4 protein-coding genes and 1 pseudogene are annotated in these 18,219 nt (G+C 43.8%); 1 reads left to right on the top strand and 4 read right to left on the bottom strand.

All coding sequences use genetic code 11. The features are described from left to right. Positions 1 to 63 precede the first annotated feature (63 nt). The 4 genes and pseudogenes from F6K63_RS38010 to F6K63_RS26030 form a co-directional block, all read right to left on the bottom strand. Positions 64 to 3,525: pseudogene (locus F6K63_RS38010) on the bottom strand (TonB-dependent receptor); the annotation flags it as partial. A 3,029-nt stretch (positions 3,526 to 6,554) separates the two neighbouring features. Next, a complete protein-coding gene (locus F6K63_RS26040; RefSeq protein ID WP_287313491.1) occupies positions 6,555 to 9,047 on the bottom strand; it encodes a hypothetical protein in 2,493 nt (830 codons plus the stop codon). A 790-nt stretch (positions 9,048 to 9,837) separates the two neighbouring features. Then, the gene (locus F6K63_RS26035) at positions 9,838 to 10,401 is read right to left on the bottom strand and encodes a DUF11 domain-containing protein (protein WP_044492655.1); all 564 of its coding nucleotides are present in this window, start codon (positions 10,399 to 10,401) and stop codon (positions 9,838 to 9,840) included. A 1,079-nt stretch (positions 10,402 to 11,480) separates the two neighbouring features. Next, positions 11,481 to 14,036 carry a DUF7925 domain-containing protein gene (locus F6K63_RS26030; protein WP_008182442.1) on the bottom strand — a complete coding sequence of 852 codons (2,556 nt, stop codon included), beginning with the start codon at positions 14,034 to 14,036 and terminating at the stop codon, positions 11,481 to 11,483. A gap of 2,045 nt (positions 14,037 to 16,081) precedes the next feature. Between F6K63_RS26030 and F6K63_RS26025 the strand changes: the two genes are divergently transcribed. Continuing rightward, positions 16,082 to 17,818 (top strand): EAL domain-containing response regulator, encoded by a 1,737-nt coding sequence (locus F6K63_RS26025; protein ID WP_287313490.1) that lies wholly within the window; start codon positions 16,082 to 16,084, stop codon positions 17,816 to 17,818. Positions 17,819 to 18,219 lie beyond the last annotated feature (401 nt).

The raw sequence follows: 18,219 nt of genomic DNA, 5'->3' as shown, positions 1-18,219 counted from the left end.
TGGTAATTAATAATAGTAAAAAACTCATTAATTGGTTGTTATACTCAAATCACCAATCATCAATTACCGGAACACACTATTTTTTTCTATTCTTATTGCTTGTGTGTTGTCGTCTTCGGATTTGTCGTTAGAAAGGGGTTTGCTGTTGTCTTCTAGCCCTTCTTCAACCACAGGTTGGTTAGTTTTCTTGGGATTGTCTTGGTTTTGGTTATCTTCAACAATCGATTCAGTTTGAGATTCCTGCTGCTGGGGTGGTGCTACCTTTTGATTGCCAAAGCCGCCAAATAGATTACCAATCAGCCCATCAAGTTTGACAGTAAGTCCTAAATACGGACCACTGGCGGAACGAGAGCCACGGAAGTCGTAGTCGTCAATATTACCAAAAGCGTATCCAGCCGCAAGGCGCAGACTCGGACTCAGGTAGTAGCCAGTTTCAATCAGGAAGCCATTTTCAAAGTAGTCTGCTGAAGGTTGAGAGATAAAGCGACCTTCACCGACTATATCCCAGTTGTAGCCTAAACGATAGGATGCTCTGAGTTGACCGAGATGAATGGTGCTATCTCCGATTAAATCATTGGATAAATAGGATTTACTATAACGCAAAGCATATTTACCGTAGAATTCCCATCGCCAGTTGGGAGCATATATCATTTCGCCGGAAAATAGATGTTCGTTATAACCACTACCACTGCCCAATAAAATCGTGTCGGGAATAGTAGCGGGATTCTGGCGAAATTCATAGCGCATTAAAGCGTTAAAGTTATCGCTCTCGGGATTGCGGTAAGCAACACCTACCCTGAGATTGATCGAATTTCCTAATCGGCTCCTAAGCCTTTGATTAGCACCATTCGCCTGCCGATAACTAAACAAAGCAGTTATCGCAGGAGACAATTTCCCAGAGGCGGCACCAGTGATTACAGTGTTGTTGCCACGATTAGAAGAACGATGCTCCCATTTGAAGCTCGCTTTGAAATCAGGACTGTCAGTGTATTCAAATCCGATACTGTAGCTTTCTCCACTCTCAAATCCAAGGGCAGAGGCTCCTTGACCAAAAGCGTAGGGTTGACTGAACTGATCAGCAGCAGCATTTTCTCCAAGGAAGTTACCTAATACCCGCTCATAAGCAAGGTTTAGTCGCATACCAGGGAAAATCGTCCAGCCGTGCTTCAATCCGATAGCGCCCTGACCGGTCATCTCATCTAATCCCCCGACAATAGAGTAACGTCCAGAGATGGTGGTATCAGAGCCAAGATTGTAATCGCCACTGATACCAAGATGGGTAATTTCCTGGCCCTCAAATTGCCCTCGGGTAAACCATTGTTGTCCGATATTGATGGTAATTCCTCGATACACTCGCCAGTCTAATCCGATCGCAGTCCGGTCTGAATACACTGAATCGGTTTCGCTGGATAGGGTTAGTTCATTGAGAGCCTGGAAAGTGAGGTTATCAGTTAAGGGCATCTTAAAACGCGATCGCAACTGATTGGATGTACGACTTCTAGAGTCATCTTTACGGTCTTCGCGATCGCGAAATACCCAGTCGAGTTGGAGGCTACCCGGACCAATACGTTGCTTAATCCCTGCAATTACAGTAGTCAGGGAATTATCCACTCGATTACCAGCCTGGGGTTCGGTACGGGGGTCGAATAAATCACCAAAGCTAGTAACAACTCGGGGGGCTATACCTCGGTTAGTTTCCCGGTCTACCTGTACCCGAAAATTAGTCGTATCAGTCAGTTTGGCCAGAAACTGAGCACCATAACGGGTTTGACCAGGAACAAAGCTAACGGTAGCGTTATTGGCAAAGCCGGTTTCAGTGGAGCGCAAATAAGCCTTACCGGAGAAACCATCACCAAATTTAGCGTCTAGTTGGACGCGGTAGGCTGAACCGCTTACTAAGCCTAATTCGTCAGAATCATTGGTAGAGTGAGCGTATTCTGTGATTAATTGAACATCCTCCCCGAAGGAGAACAAAGCATCCACACCATAAAGTTCAAAGTCTCTAGCTCCCTGATTTTCCCGCAGATAGCTAGCGCCGAGCCAACTCTCTTGATTAAGTTCCCGAGAAAAGTTGTATTGAAACCGACCTGCGTAAATATTAGTATCTTCGCTATCCCCATCAAATTGATAGGTAACAACAATCCGTCGCACTAAGACTCGTCCTTCCTGATCCAAGTCAGTACGTAACATTGGTTGGTTGAACAATAAAGTGCCACGGTCATAGTCAATTTCATAGTCACTGACCCGACTGAGACGTTCTCGTTTAATTACAGTACCAGGTCGCTGTAGTTCTTCTAACTCGATGTAAACCTCTTCTGAACCAGCAACCAATAGTCGCCGGGAAAGAAAGTAAAAACCACTAGTACCATCAGGGGCAATCGTATCCCGCTGGAAGCCTTCCACGTTATTGGCGAACAATCCAGTAATTTGAAACTTACCAAAGTTGTAGTTAGTCTTGAAGCCGTGGAGTTTGCGCCTCGTGGAGGTAAATAGCTGAGAGCGTCTAGAAAACTCGTCAGTGTTGTAATCCCCCCACATCAAATAGTCCGCTTCTATTCCTACTTTTGTACCAGAGCGTTCTAGCCTCAGATAGAGATTATCTATAGAAGGAGTGGTTACATCCACTGTCGAACTATCACCGTAAACGGGATAGTCTTGTTCAGAGGATTGGTACTCGCGAAATAACCGATTACTGTCATTACAATCACAGCCTTTGTTCAAAGCATGGTCAGTATTAAATGACCCAGTGATTAACCAATTCCCAAGGCTTCCGGTGAAGAAAGCAGCGGATCGGATGTCAAATTTAGTGTCATCATCTTCATCTTCTGGTAAAAAGTCCCGAAAGCTCTTGAAAAAGTCTGTCCCTTCAGTTCCCAAACGCATATCGATCACACCGGTGATTAAACTCGGGCGCAGTGCAGTGTCAAACTGCATTTGGGTAAAGGCTTCTAAATCACTAGTAGCAGCACTAATCCGAATGGTTTTAGCGTCTAAGCCTGAGCGCAGTTCAGTAGTAAATTGCCCCTTTCGAGCTTCTACCTGAAATCCCGGGTGGTCTGGGTTTTGGTCTACACCAACGAACTCACCGTCACTGGCGTATAAGGTAACAATGGTATCGCGGTGAGAGACATTACCGAATTTATCCAATAACCGACCCTGAACCGTTGCTAGAGAACGTCCATCCGCTGGGATACGAGCCTCGCGCGTTTCCACAACCAGTTTATCGGGTGTTCCCCTTACTTGTACCGGTATAGAAATTACGTTATCTGACCCATCGATAGTGGCAGTGATCGTGTTTTCCCCTTCCCTAAGGACAATACCATACCAAGTCCGAGTTATAAGATTAGTTAGTGTATCTGTTTCTGTGCGTCCAATGAAGGAGGGGTCTACCAGTTTGCCATTGACCCGAAGTTCCACCTCAGCTCCCAAAGCATATTGTAAAATAATACTAGTTGCTGGAATATCTAATACCTTATCCGAAGTAGGGGCAAGTACTTTTAAATAGGATGATTTGGGTTTAGAGCTAGAAGATGGAGTCGATTCTCTTCTGGGTTGTTGGCGTCTTTGTCGGCGGTTGCGTCTTCTTTGCCGTATCCAGTAGTTGGCGATTTCGAGAGTGTCTTGGTACTCTTCTCCCAATTCTGCAAAAGCAATGGTTGGAAGTTCAACTGGTTTTAGGTCAAGGTTAAGTGATGCCCGCTGTGTCAAATCCAGGCTTAAGAGTTGTTCCTGTGTTAGGTCAAAGCTTGCTAGTTGCTCCTGTCTTAGGTTAAAGCTGATTAGTTGCTCTTGACTCGGTTCAATTACTTCTGGTGATGCTTCTATCTGCTGGATTGGTTCAGGATTAACAGTAGGATTGAAACTAACGGTTTGTTGCGATTGACCGTAGGTCACGCTACGCGAACGCACCTCCAGCTTGTCTAATTGAGCTTGATTTAAATCTAGGTTAGGTAATTCACTATTAACAGCAAACTCAGGTAAGTCTCCAACTTGGATATCAATATCAGGTGCGTAAGCAATCTCTTGATATGACTGAGTTTCTGGGTACGGTATAGTTTGTCTACCTTCAGGATTAACACGATTGAGACTAATGCTTTGCTGGGATGGCAACTCCAGATTGTCTAATTTATCGTTAGTTAAATCTAGGTTAGGGAATTGCTCACCATTAACAGTAAACTCAGGTAAGTCTCCAACTTGGATATCAATATCAGGTGCGTAAGCAATCTCTTGATTTGACTGAGTTTCTGGGTACGGTATAGTTTGTCTAGCTTCAGTATTAACACGATTGAGACTAACGGTTTGCTGCGTACGCAGTTGAAGGTTGTCTAATTTATCGTTAGTTAAATCTAGGTTAGGGAATTGCTCACCATTAACAGCAAACTCAGGTAAGTCTCCAACTTGGATATCAATATCAGGTGCGTAAGCAATCTCTTGATATGACTGAGTTTCTGGGTACGGTATAGTTTGTCTAGCTTCAGTATTAACACGATTGAGACTAACGGTTTGCTGCGTACGCAGTTGAAGGTTGTCTAATTTATCGTTAGTTAAATCTAAGTTAGGGAATTGCTCACCATTAACAGCAAACTCAGGTAAGTCTCCGACTTGGATATCGATATCAGGTGCGTAAGCAATCTCTTGATTTGACTGAGTTTCTGGGTACGGTATAGTTTGTCTAGCTTCAGTATTAACACGATTGAGACTAACGGTTTGCTGCGTACGCAGTTGAAGGTTGTCTAATTTATCGTTAGTTAAATCTAGGTTAGGGAATTGCTCACCATTAACAGTAAACTCAGGTAAGTCTCCAACTTGGATATCAATATCAGGTGCATAAGCAATGTCTTGGTCTAACTGAGTTTCTGGGTACGGTATAGTTTGTCTAGCTAATGGATTAACCGTAGGATTGAGACTAACCCTTTGCTGCGATTGACCGTAGGTCACGCTACGCGAACGCAGTTGAAGGTTGTCCAATTGAGCGTTAGTTAAATCTAAGTTAGGGAATTGCTCACCATTGAGCTCAAAGTTAGGTAATTCTCCGACTTGGATATCGATACCAGGTGCATAAGCAATGTCTTGAGGTGACTGACTTTCCGCGTTCGGTATAGTTTCTCCTGCTTGAGGATTAACCGTAGGATTGAGACTAACCCTTTGCTGCGATTGACCGTAGGTCACGCTACGCGAACGCAGTTGAAGGTTGTCCAATTTATCGTTAGTTAAATCTAAGTTAGGGAATTGCTCACCATTGAGCTCAAAGTTAGGTAATTCTCCGACTTGGATATCGATACCAGGTGCATAAGCAATGTCTTGAGGTGACTGACTTTCCGCGTTCGGTATAGTTTCTCCTGCTTGAGGATTAACCGTAGGATTGAGACTAACCCTTTGCTGCGATTGACCGTAGGTCACGCTACGCGAACGCAGTTGAAGGTTGTCCAATTGAGCGTTACTTAAATCTAAGTTAGGTAATTGCTCACCATTAACCGCAAACTCAGGTAAGTCTCCGACTTGGATATCGATACCAGGTGCATAAGCAATCTCTTGGTCTAACTGAGTTTCTGGAATCGGTATAGTTTGTCTAGCTTCATTATTAACCGTAGGATTGAGACTAACAGTTTGTTGCGTACGCAGTTGAAGGTTGTCCAATTGAGCGTTACTTAAATCTAAGTTAGGTAATTCACCATTAACCGCAAACTCAGGTAAGTCTCCGACTTGGATATCGATATCAGGTGCATAAGCAATCTCTTGGTCTAACTGAGTTTCTGGAATCGGTATAGTTTGTCTAGCTTCATTATTAACCGTAGGATTGAGACTAACAGTTTGTTGCGTACGCAGTTGAAGGTGGTCTAATTGAGCGTTACTTAAATCTAAGTTAGGTAATTCACCATTAACCGCAAACTCAGGTAAGTCTCCGACTTGGATATCGATATCAGGTGCGATTGTAATTTCAGTATCTGAGCTAGTTGCTGCGATCGGTATAGTTTGTCTAGCTTCAGTATTAACACGATTGAGACTAACCCTTTGCTGTTGTTTCAGGTCTAGATTAGCAAGTAGAGCTTTTGGTGAATTTAGCTGAGGTAGTTGACCAGGCAGTAGGTCAAAACTAGGTAGCCGACTTGTACTCAAGTCCACTACAGGTGCAAGGGCGATGTCTGAGGATGGCTCTGTCTGTTGGATTGGTGAGGGAGTCAGAGTCGAGTTGAAACTAACGATAGGTTCTCGTTTCAAGTTCAGTCTAGGGACTTGATCTGACCTCACATCAAACCTAGGAAATTGTCCATCGTTGATGTTAAAACTGGAAGACTGTCTCAGAGCAATTGTTGTTGATTGCTCATTTTGGTTTAGGGAGGGAACCAGACCGGGATTGAAGCTGAGGATCGGTTCTTGTTTGAGATCAAGGCTAGGTAGTTGACTTGGCTTCAGGTCAATGACTGGTAATTTATCCTCTGCTGCTTGGGTTGATTCAGCTTCAGCGATCGCAGGATACAGCACCATGGTGACGCTACCAGCGATCGCTCCCATTAGCTGTAGTTTACAAGATGTGTTATAATTGTTAGTTAATTTCATTGCTGATCCTCTTCGTTGAAGGTCGGAGTGACTGCAAAGTTCATGCGTGCCATACCACCAGGTTCTAAACGCACGAGTCGGGATTGGCTGTTGCCCTCATTGAAATGGGTATTGGGAGCTAGGGTGTAACCTGGAAGGCTAGTCAGGTCTAAAGCTCCAGTGTGGTATCCCGGTAGAACGTTCTTAACCGAGAACAGACCATTGGCATCAGTGGTAATTCGGTTACCGTTTTCCATAAAGATCACCGCATTAGGAACGCCCGGTTCTCCTGGTTGCTGATGACCATCAAAGTTTTTGTCTACAAATACTCGACCTAGTAAAGTGCCGCAATCGGAAATAATGCCGGGATCAATTCGTACTCGATGAACCACTGGACCATCTTTGATATCCCAGCCGTTGTCATCCCGTTCCGCAGCAACAATTGCTGAGTTCTCCCCGTCACCCCGGATGCCATCTGGGGTGACTTGCACCCCATAAGCAATGTTCAATACTCCACCTTCTGGAATTGGCTCTGCTACCCTGAAAGTAATTCTTGCCCCATCTCGTGTGGTTTCAATCTCCATTGATTCTTGCTGTAACTCGCCCCGGAGAGAATCTTCAACCAATGTGAATCCTAGGGGTAAGTCGTCAGTCACTACAATGTCAACCACAGCACTACGGGCTAGATTGCGCAAAGAGAGGCGGTAGATGATAGTATCTCCTGGTTCAGCGGTAGCTCGGTCTGCGCTCTTGGTAATCCGAATCGATTCAAGGTCACAAATACCCGTATCTACATTCAACAATCCCAAAACCAGACCTTCCCGTTTGGCATTCCGAATCAGGAATTCACCCTGTACCTCTGTGGGATTGGCATCCGTAGTAATCGGTAGACCATCTAAAGACGTAGCAGTATAGGAAACTATACCTTGGGCTTCATCAACATTATTGATGGTCAAGCGAATGCGCCGTTGTAGGAAGTTGCTATTATCGGGTGGATTAACCACCAAAATGTAGCTTCGACCTTGCTCTAACTGACCTCGGTCTCGATCAAACAGAAAGCTGTATCTACCTCGGTTTTCATTGTCGTCATTGTTAAGGAAAAAGGGATTGGCATTGGTAGTATTAGGTTCAATCCCTTCCGGAATGGTGTTATTGGGGTCATCGGGAACTTCAGTGGTGGTCAGTTCTACAGCACTCAAGAATCCTGTGGGGTCATTGGGGTCTGGTTCAAATAAGCCAACGCTAAATCCGGTATAGTCATCCAACAGTTCATTGTTACAACCCCGGATTTCTCCAAACGGGTCAATCAGTTCCAACCTGGGGTCAGGTGTAGGAGCTATAGTAGCTATGGTCTGTTGTGCTGTTTCTTGGGAGGTATTGTCTTGACCACAATTACTGCTAAACCCTAAGGCTATAGTTTGCTGATCATTGTCTTCAGCAGCAGCGTTAAGTGCCACTTGCACATTCAGCACCACCTCCTGCCCAGGCTCGATTTTCAGTGTTTCCGGGGTTTCCTCCAAACCCTCAACAGTAACATTGCCAATCGAAGCTGAACCGACTAAGCCACTTTGAGCAATAACGCTGGCTTGGGGAGTTTGTATCTCAATCGCTGCATCTCCGGTGTTAAGCAAGGCATAACGGAAACTCACAATATCTCCCGATTGCACCCGCGACCCTTGACCAGACTGAATGTTTACTAGGTCTTGCTCAAGAGAGTCTTTAGCTTGGATCAGGAGTTGTTGTTGTTCAGGGATAGCATTGAGCGCTTCATCAAATGCTTGCTGGCGAATATCGGTAAAAGTAGTACTACTCAAGTCAGTTGGGATTAAACCAGCTGCGGTATTTTGGGCAGTTGTGGCATCGGCTTCAGCAATACCAATGGATTCTAAGCCCTGTTGAGCTAGTCCAGTAAAGACTAGAGCCATGACTTGATCGGCCTGACTATTCTCCCCATTTAAGACGGCAGCTTTATTCGGTATTGCTTCCTCAATAGCGGTTTTGGCAGCAGTGATGACTTGATCAGCGGTAGTGTCAGTGGATGAATTAGCAAAACTCATTACTGCTTTGATACTGGCATTGCTAGCTTCCTCTGAAGTAAAGCCCAAGGTTACTAGTTCATCCTCCAGGGCATCAGTCATAGCACCTAAGCCAAACACCAACTGGCCTTCCCCATCTTTAATCCCCTGAGATACCAGATTGAGAGTTCCTTGTTTAGAGGTTTCACTCTTAACTTTGCTAGAAGTACCAGTAATGAATAACTCACTAGGTCGAGAGAATCTTCCCCTTGGACCACGAGGCATTTGGTACCGATAAGTGACTTGATTGATCACAGTTGCTCCTACTGTTTCAGGAGCTGTACACTGTAGCGGTGTCTTACCGGTTGTTGCTGAAATTTCTGCTGGCTGAGTTTGCGACAGTACTGGTGGAGATGTTGGTAAGACACCTCCTATCAAAACTGTTGCTAGCAGCTTTGGTAAACGTTTTTTCCAGTCAGGGGTTGATTTGCACATTTTGATAGTAAATCACTGGATATTTTTGTTGATTGAAATTGGGTGTTTTTATAAAAATTAAAATTTAGGTTTTATAAGTTTTATAAAAATTAAGCAAAATTATAAAAATCAGGCAAAAATAATCAAAAAATAGCGCGGGTTGCGCTGATCTTTTTAGGCAGTACTTATGCTGGCTTTTTTTTTAAAATAGAATTATTCTGCTCTAGGCTTTAGGTTTTAGGCTGTAGTCTTCTGATTATGAAGCGAACCGGCTACAGCAACGAGGCTGTAAACTGCTTTAATTTTACATAATACTTAACGCCTAATACCCAACGCCTAATACTTATAATTAAATTATTTATGGTTATGAATTTATTACTACGGAGTTTTATTTAGCCAGATAAAAACTGTTACAACTGAATGAGTAATAGTGACTACTAAATAAATTATTTAATTACCTGTAATTATGTTCTAAAAATAACAAAATTATAAGCTTAAGTGATTAGTCATTAGTTAGGATTTTTAGTAAGCTATCAGCGATCAGCTTTGGGCCTGTGGCCAACAGCTGACGGCACCTCAAGTAGCGTGAGCTTTTAGCTCACGGCTGACCACCGACCGCTGACCGCTGACCGAACCTCAAGTAGCACCTCAAGTAGCGCATATGCTGACGATTTATGAGTCCTGATTTATAAGTTATTTGTAATTAACAAGATTTTATTGGTATTTACAAATGACTTCTAAGTACTAACTAGCAACTAATCACTAATCACTAATCACTAATCACTAATCACTAATCACTAATCACTAATTACTAGCGAACATTCACATCATAAGATGCTTCTAAAACTGCTTTGGGATCGAGAGCTTCTGGAAACTCAAAGCGAACGTGAGTGTAAGCTGAAGCAGGGGCAGGTCTAGTTTCTACCGTGCCATCTTCAAGGGTGACTTCAATAGTAGGTTGTTCTATAAAAGTCTCTCCATTATCAATGCTGTAAGTTATCGTTGCTCCATTGCTGTTGCTAGCAGAATCAAGAATATACATGGTAGCGCGAGGAATAGGTTGGGTAACCATCAGATTGTCAGCTTCCACTTCCCCAGCATTTTCACCTTTGACAGTGTAACGAAGGGTATCTCCTGGTTTGACAACGGCTTTGTTCTCTAGGGCTTGCCAAGTAATATTTTCTTTACCTTCACTATCAACTTCTACTATCTTCTTCTGAGCCACTAATTTCAACTGCACTTTCGGGCGCATGATGTTTTGGACAATCACTTCCCCAGCTTCCTGTAAACCAGCTAATACAGGAGTCTTACCTACAAAAGGGACAGCAACCATGAATGCGATCGCACCCAGACCTAGAATTGATGAACGTTTCATTTGCAATAAACCTCTTGAGAATTACAACAATTTTATAGAACGCTGAAGCTTGAAGACTGAAGTATGGGGGCTGAAGTATGAAGGCTGAAGTATGGAGGCTGAAGTATGAAGGCTGAAGTATGAAGGCTGTTGGCCGGATAGCGTTCCGGTAGGGTAGCCTGAAATGACTTGATTAGTGGCTCACTAAAGATTGACTCAAAACGTGGTCAACAACCAGGAGTTACACGTATCATGTCATAATTCCTACTTCATATAGCAGAAGTCATTTGTCAGAAGTCATTTGTCAGAAGTCAAACTCTTGCGCTTCTTGATGCAATAGCGAGTGGGGGAAACCCCCAAGACCGCTTAGGTGCGCTTTCCGTTGGCGAATTAAATTCGCCACGGGTCGCACCTCTGCATCGCTTACAAAGGGTGTGAGACTTTTGTCATGTCCTAACTGCCCTGGCGACTGCTATACTTCATACTTCCTACTTCATAATTCCTACTTCGGCGTTGCTGATTCTGGGTATGATTTTGCCCCCCTAGCCCCCCAAGCGAGGGATTGCTCGCTTGGGGGGAACAAAACTCTCTTGCGTCCCCCGAGCGAGGGATTGCTCGCTCGGGGAACCCACAGGGGCTTGGCGAAAACTAAACAATCGCGCATTCATACTTCAATTCAGCAGCGCCCCTACTTCATATAGCACTAAGCATTCAGGTGTTTGACATTGATCAAAGCTGAAAAAGGTGCGACCCGTGGCGAATTAATTCTTAATGGTAAGAGCGCACCTGCGCTTTTGTAGTCAACTTTTGCCTCTTGCCTGCCCCCCTTCTTAAGGCTCACAGGGGTAGGTTTTTTACATTAGGGTCAAACATGGGGCGACCCAGAGGGAGAGGAAAAGGAAAACAACGAAGAAATGATGATTTTGAACGACAAACCCCACACCCCACACCCGGTCAACCCACACCCCACCCCACACCCCACACCCCACACCCCACACCCCACAGCTCACGTCTTTGTTAAAAACCTACCCTTATGAGTTAGGGGGGATTCCTCTTGCCTTGCGCGTAGCGCTATACTTCCTACTTCAGAGCATCAAGGATTAGTCAACCTTACGACGGAAGACAAAGGAACCATTGTCCCCAGGAGCAACAGTACCAACCTCATTGACGTACTTAGTTACCTCTTCACCGCTAGCTGGGTCACTATTTCCAAAGGATAAGGTTTTATTAAAGTACTCCACAGTACCCTGAGATGGCTCAGTTCCCTGCTCGTGAGTGGTGACAGTAACCCAGTTGTTAGGAGCTTGTTCGCCATCCTCAGTAATGGTGAAGTTGTTAGCATCCAAAATTACGTTACCAGCACCCACTAGTGGTTCAGAGATATTGGTGTAGGTGATTCGGTACTCGATAAACTGACCAGGCTTAGCTCGTTCAGTGAGGCCACCCTCCTCAGGATCACCTGTGGGAGTTCCGGTGGTGAATTCCTCAATCACTGTTACACCATCAGTATCGAGAATTCGAGCTTCTTTCACCATCTGCATGTAGCCAGTGTAGACCCGGTCAACAGTGATGTTGAAGACGGTTTCCTGAGTGACATCAAAGTCTCCGTTCGGGTTGTTGTCCACGAAGGAAACAATCGGAATCCCGTAACCTTGAACTTGAGGCGTATTAGCAGGTAAGTCAACAATTACCTCGTAATCCAATTGCTGACCTGGTGTGAGAGTACCAACATTAACCGCTGGATCAGTAGTGGTAAAACCACCATCTTCAGTGTAGGTGTAGGTCGCCTCAAGAGGCGTACCTGTATCTGGGGTGTACCTGATCCTGACCGTAGTACCATCAGGAATCTGGTTATTTGGTCCAAACTCTACTGGAGTGGTGAATTGAGGATTAACTTGAGGGTCATTAGTCGCCGCAGTACCCAGTGAAGGGGCAATTGGCAACAAGGTTACGTTATCCAAATTAGTAGTATTGGGGTTCTCAACAGTATTGTTGAAGATGACCTCACCTGGATCTGGAATGGGCTGACCCTGAGCTAATCCAGCTGGAATAGTTGTGGACTGGTTAGTGAAGTCATCATTGTCATTGGTTGGACCAATGGCGTTGGGTCGATCCTCCGGACCATTGAGGATTTGACTCTTAGTCTCAATCTCTGCAGTAATGGTAACTACAGTGTCTTCACCCTTAGGTCCTTCACCTGTATTGTTATTGTCTTCATCAACACCATCAGCACTGGGATTGGCAATACCAAGGTCTGTAGCTGGGTTGAAGTCGGTACCTGTCTCATCGGGTGGTGTACCATCATCATTGTAGTTGTTGGGATTTTGGTCACCGGATTCATCGTAGACCACTTCATCCGTTGGGTCACCGACAGTTTCACCAAATGCCTGAGCAATGTTAGCGACTTCACCACCAGCAGTGGGTAAGCCACTGGTAATCACACCAAAAGTGAAGCCATTGCCATCACCTTCAGTGGAGGTTCCTGCATCAATATGACCGTCAAAAATGAAACCAATGCGCTTAACCTCACTAGCAGCTGGCGGGGTAATAGACCAGTCTACGCTCAGGGCGTCACGACCAGTCACCGCTGGGTCATCATCAGAGTAGACCACTGTCCAGCCTGCTGGTGGATTAGCCGTTGCGTCAGGGTCAAATACTGTACCTTCGGGAATGACATCAGAGACCAAGACACGCTGGACTGGCGCACCATCAAGGGTAATGCTAGTTCCTTCGAGATCTGCAGCTTGGAAATTAATCGCTGGGTTAGAGGACTCAACCCGGAAGTCTAAGCGATAGGTAATTTTGTCATCGCTAGCATCTTCAGGGTTATCACCCTTATCAACTAGCTCAATATTATTTGGACCTATGATTCGCTTGAGAACAGTGATGGTTGCTAGTTCCTTAATCTCCGTAGAGAGTAAGACCTCTTGGAACGCAGAACCCTCACGCTCACCATTGACCGGAGCTTCGGTAGGATCAGCATCTTGGGTACGAACCTCGTTAGGATTGGAACCATCATCAGCATCCGGCTGGTTATCAGTAGCAGGACTGTTGTCGTTAGGTTCGGTATCACCTAACTGGACATTAATCGGAGCTCCTGCTTCATCTACAATCACCGTACCTTCAACCCGTACCTTAATGCTCTGATCAGCAGGAATGGGATCGGGTGTAGTCAAACCAGTTCCTGGAATAGTTGTCTCGAAAGTGCCATCCCCATCCAAGTCAGCTGTCACTGTAATAGGAGTAGGAGCAGCAGGATCGGGATCTAAACCAGTGATGGCGATGTTATCAAGACCAGGGATAACAATATTGGTTTCTTCGTTACCAATGTTGGTAATCACGAAGTCAAATTGCAGGATATCACCAGTAGCAATACTACCTAGGTTGACGTCATTAACACCATCAGGTTGAACCAGCAAACCAGCAACTTCAGCCACCTTAACGATCACAGTGTTTGAGGTCGCGTTGATTTCAACCTCTGGATTGTTGGGGTCTTCATAGGTAGCTTCCGACTGGTTAATAATCTGTACACCAGCAGTAGTTCCATCCGCAAATACAGGTACTGCCAGCTGAAACAAACTACCGAGAATGAGGGAAGCACTGACTAATGGTCGTAAGTATCTACGACGAAGCTTGATTGACTTTCGTTGAGCCATGGAGGATTTTCCCTAATTGAGAACACAAAGATATATAAATACTCCCGGGGTCTAGGATGATACTGACCCTGGTTGTTAACTAGTAGCTTGTTATCAAGCTAGGCTAGCCTTCCATATCTAGGAAAACTCACCTAAGGTGCTTTAGGCATTGGAGATTTAACGGATTTTCTATAGTAGTCACTTTGAAGTCCATATGTAAAAATACGTAATAGGTCGTAAACTATCAGCCATAAGTACTAAATATTTCCTTTAGTTGCTTTTTTTTTCTAGTAGCAGGTTATAGTACTGGAGTCATTGCTATAACTAGCTAGGCAAAGGGGGTTACAGCAGCAGATAGGTATGACTTATAGGTATGACTTCAGGGTCAATGTCGGTGATGTTAGCTAGATCGAAGGGCATAAGTAAAATAACTATAACCTATCTAAGCTAAATTAAGTGATTATGCTCATACTTATTTAGTCATACGGTTGATGCGCTAATCCCCCGCTTCGGGGACAATAGATTAATTAATAACTGATCTAGTGTTTTAGATGTGAGGAAAATTATAATGATTAACTCTATGAGTTATTGGGATAAAAATTACTTAAAATTAAATAATTATATAGCAATAATAAATAGGTGGTGAACGAGCAGGCGGACAAGAGACCGGCAATACAATAACTTTTGGGCTTCTGGGTGTTTACAACTCGTTTATAAACCCGCTTGTAAGCTTAGTAAGTTGTTAACCATCTAATTAATTGGCACAGGAAAAGTTACAGGGTGATGTTGAGGGTTGACTGAGGGTTAACGGTTGACCGCGTCCCGAACTTGGGTGCGGGGCAATCATGATGGATCTCTGCTCAGTGTTAAAGCTTATTAATCAACCTTTACATCAAAAAGTATCAATTTAAATGTGCCATTTGAATGACTATTATCTTATTTATATACCCAATTCAGCCAAATTACGCTAAATTACAGTCCAATTATTACAAAAATAGGTTTTGATAAAAAAAACCGGATGGATAGCTCATAAATTTTGACGGCTGATTAATAATAATCGAATTTTATTAAACTAATTACAAGTGCTTTAACAAATTGTATAGAGATGTTTATTGACATAAGGTACTGAGAATATTTACTTTTTAAAAAGGGTGGAATAAATGCCATGGTAACGATAATTATTACGATTAAATTAGGATCAAATAATTTAATCGTAATAATGTGAAGGTTTGGTGAATAATATTAAACGTGTAATCTCTTATACAAATGTGGAATTATATAGCAGAAGTCAGAAGTCAGAAGTCAGAAGTCAGAAGCCAGAAGTCAAACTCTTGCGCTTACTTAGGTTTGAGACTTTTGTCATGTCATAACTGCCCTGGCGACTGCTATATTTACCCTAATTAATCAAAATCAAGCATGGTTTTTTTTTGATTTTAAGAAATAAAATTTCACAGGGAATTAAGATACCAAGATACTCAGTTAATATTTGAAAGCAACTACCAACAGAAAACAATGATGAAGTATCTGCTGACCTCAGCATAGCGCTTTTTATCCTCATGAGGTACACATATTTTTTTCCCTCTTCCCTCTTCCCCTCCTGGGAGGGGTTAGGGGTGGGTTCCTCTTCCCTCTTCCCTCTTCCCTCTTGGGTGCATCTCAGTTTTGCAATTAGGCAAAAATTCGGGAGAAAATTCCCACACTCCCCGCGCCCGGGCCCCGCGCCCGGGCCCCACACTTGAGATCTTTTTTACAAATATGAGATGCACCCTCCCTCTTCCGAAGTCCCTGCTCCCTAAAACCCAAAAACTTGTACCTTACTAGATTAAAAACCGCTATACTGATACCAAGTCTAGGTCACATACCTCCCAATACTACTGAGTTAGTAGCCGACACCCGTACCGAAATTCAGCTACACCAAGGAAATCGGGTTTCGCTACTGTGATCCGACTGTGGGGGATCCCTTGCAGTATTGAAATCCCTGGTTAGATCTTTACCCTGTTCCTTCGCAAAACCTTGTTCAAGATCACCTTCTATGTCCACTACACTTGATTTAAGTCCAAAGAACTATGAATAAGATTCTAGTAATTGAAGACGAGCCAATAATTCGGAAGAAGCTACTCACGCTGCTCAGAGCAGAAGGGTTCGAGACGATTAGTAGTGACAACGGTAACAGTGGGGTCAAGCTTGCTCAAAACCAGCAGCCAGATTTAATTATTTGTGATATAATCATACCTCAGCTAGATGGTTATGGTGTTTTAAAGACTCTACAGCAAGATCCCGTCACTGCTGCGATTCCCTTTATTTTCCTCAGCTCCAAAGCTGACTGGTCGGATTGGCGTATGGTGATGAGGTTAGGGGCTGATGATTATCTGATCAAGCCTGTTAAGCGCGAAGAATTGCTAGATGCGATCGCTACTCGACTACAAAAACGACTTTATCAAACCAAGCGCCATCATCTTGAACTGAAAAAAGTCCAAGCTCAACTGAACTACCTACTCCGTTATGACCAGGTTACTAACTTGCCGAACCGACTCTTGCTAGAAGAGCGATTTAATCAACTACTGCTCCAACGACAGGGACGTTATCGTCGTCTGCCAGTGCTGTCTTTAAGCTTTGACCAACTCAACCAGATCAACAATACCCTAGGCCCTGTTAGTGGTGATTTGTTACTTCAGGCCGTGGCCAAACGACTTCTTGGTAGGGTTGGACCTTTGGATACAGTGGCTCAGTTAGGGATAGATCAATTTGTGATCTTGCTAGCTACTACAATTAACCAGACAGAGATAGGGCAAATGGCGGAAACACTGATCGATGCTTTATCCTTACCCTTTACTATAGGAGAATATGAGATTGTCCTGACCCCTAGAATCGGCATCGCCTGCTTTGGTAGGGATGCTCTTGATCTAAATACCCTGATCACCCATGCCAACGGAGCCAGAGAAAATGCTGGACAAAAAGGACAGAAGGCTTACGAATTTTATATTGCTTCGATTGGTGACAAATCCCAACAAGCCCTATGGCTAGAATTACAATTGCGCCAAGCATTGCCAAAGGATGAACTTCAAGTTTACTATCAGCCCAAAGTAAATCTGAGAACTGGAGAAATCGAGGGAGCAGAAGCCTTAATCCGTTGGCATCATCGAGCATTGGGAGCAATCTCTCCAGCTAAATTCATTCCCCTAGCTGAGAAAACTGGTTTGATTGTGCCTCTAGGAGAGTGGGTACTGCGAAAAGCCTGTACCCAAGCCAAACTCTGGCAAACTCAAGGGTTGTCCCCAGTACAAATCGCTGTAAATTTATCGGGACATCAGTTTAATCAACCCAATCTCAGTAACTCAATCCTAGCAATTCTTGAAGAAACCGAACTTGACCCGAGATATTTGCAATTGGAATTAACCGAAAGTACCCTCATGGACAATCCCAACCATGCGATCGCTACCTTAAAAGAGTTAAAGTCCTTTGGTATTCAGATCTCGATTGATGATTTTGGAACCGGTTACTGTTCTCTGAGCTATCTGAGACTATTTCCCTTTGATGTGTTAAAAATTGACCGTTCTTTCGTTTGCCAACTTACAGAGGATGTAAAAAACGAAGCCATTACGACTGCGATTTTGCAAATGGCTCACAGTCTCAACTTGAAGGTGGTAGCGGAAGGGGTGGAGACAGCTAGCCAACTGGCGTTCCTGTGTGGTCATAAGTGTGATGAAATTCAGGGTTATTGCTTCAGTCCTCCATTATCGGCTCCAACCTTCACAGAATGGCTTAGTACTGGTAAAAGGCTTTCACTCTCTTCTCTGGGATAATTTATTGGTTTATTAATTTAATTATTTAATTATTTTATTAGTTAGTCATTATTAAGACATCTGATCAGATTTGACAATTCATTGTAAAAAATAGTTACAGTTTTTTGAAATTACCCAAAATCCCTATATACTTTATTATATTTATTTGGCCTCTTGCCTTTTGCCTGGAAGCTTTTCCCTCAGGGATTATGTTAACAACTAAAATGTAAGTGCTATAGCCATTAGCAATGGTTTAGCTGTCCGGCAAAAGAAGCCCCACACCTAATGCGTAGCATAGGTGTGGGATGAATTTTGCACAGGGTATTATAAAATTGCTATAATATATGTACTGATAAACAAAGCCGTTCGCGTAGCGTGGCCTACGGCCTTAAATGCTGGGCAAGTCAGCCACTTACGTGCCT

The organism is Moorena sp. SIO1G6 (assembly GCF_010672795.1).
Classification (GTDB): domain Bacteria; phylum Cyanobacteriota; class Cyanobacteriia; order Cyanobacteriales; family Coleofasciculaceae; genus Moorena; species Moorena producens.
This window is presented reverse-complemented; position numbering and strand designations above follow the sequence as displayed.

Coding starts and splice junctions, on each gene's coding strand:
- F6K63_RS26030 (WP_008182442.1), bottom strand. CDS start 14,036: ATGGCTCAACGAAAGTCAATCAAGCTTCGTCGTAGATACTTACGACCA.
- F6K63_RS26040 (WP_287313491.1), bottom strand. CDS start 9,047: ATGTGCAAATCAACCCCTGACTGGAAAAAACGTTTACCAAAGCTGCTA.
- F6K63_RS26035 (WP_044492655.1), bottom strand. CDS start 10,401: ATGAAACGTTCATCAATTCTAGGTCTGGGTGCGATCGCATTCATGGTT.
- F6K63_RS26025 (WP_287313490.1), top strand. CDS start 16,082: ATGAATAAGATTCTAGTAATTGAAGACGAGCCAATAATTCGGAAGAAG.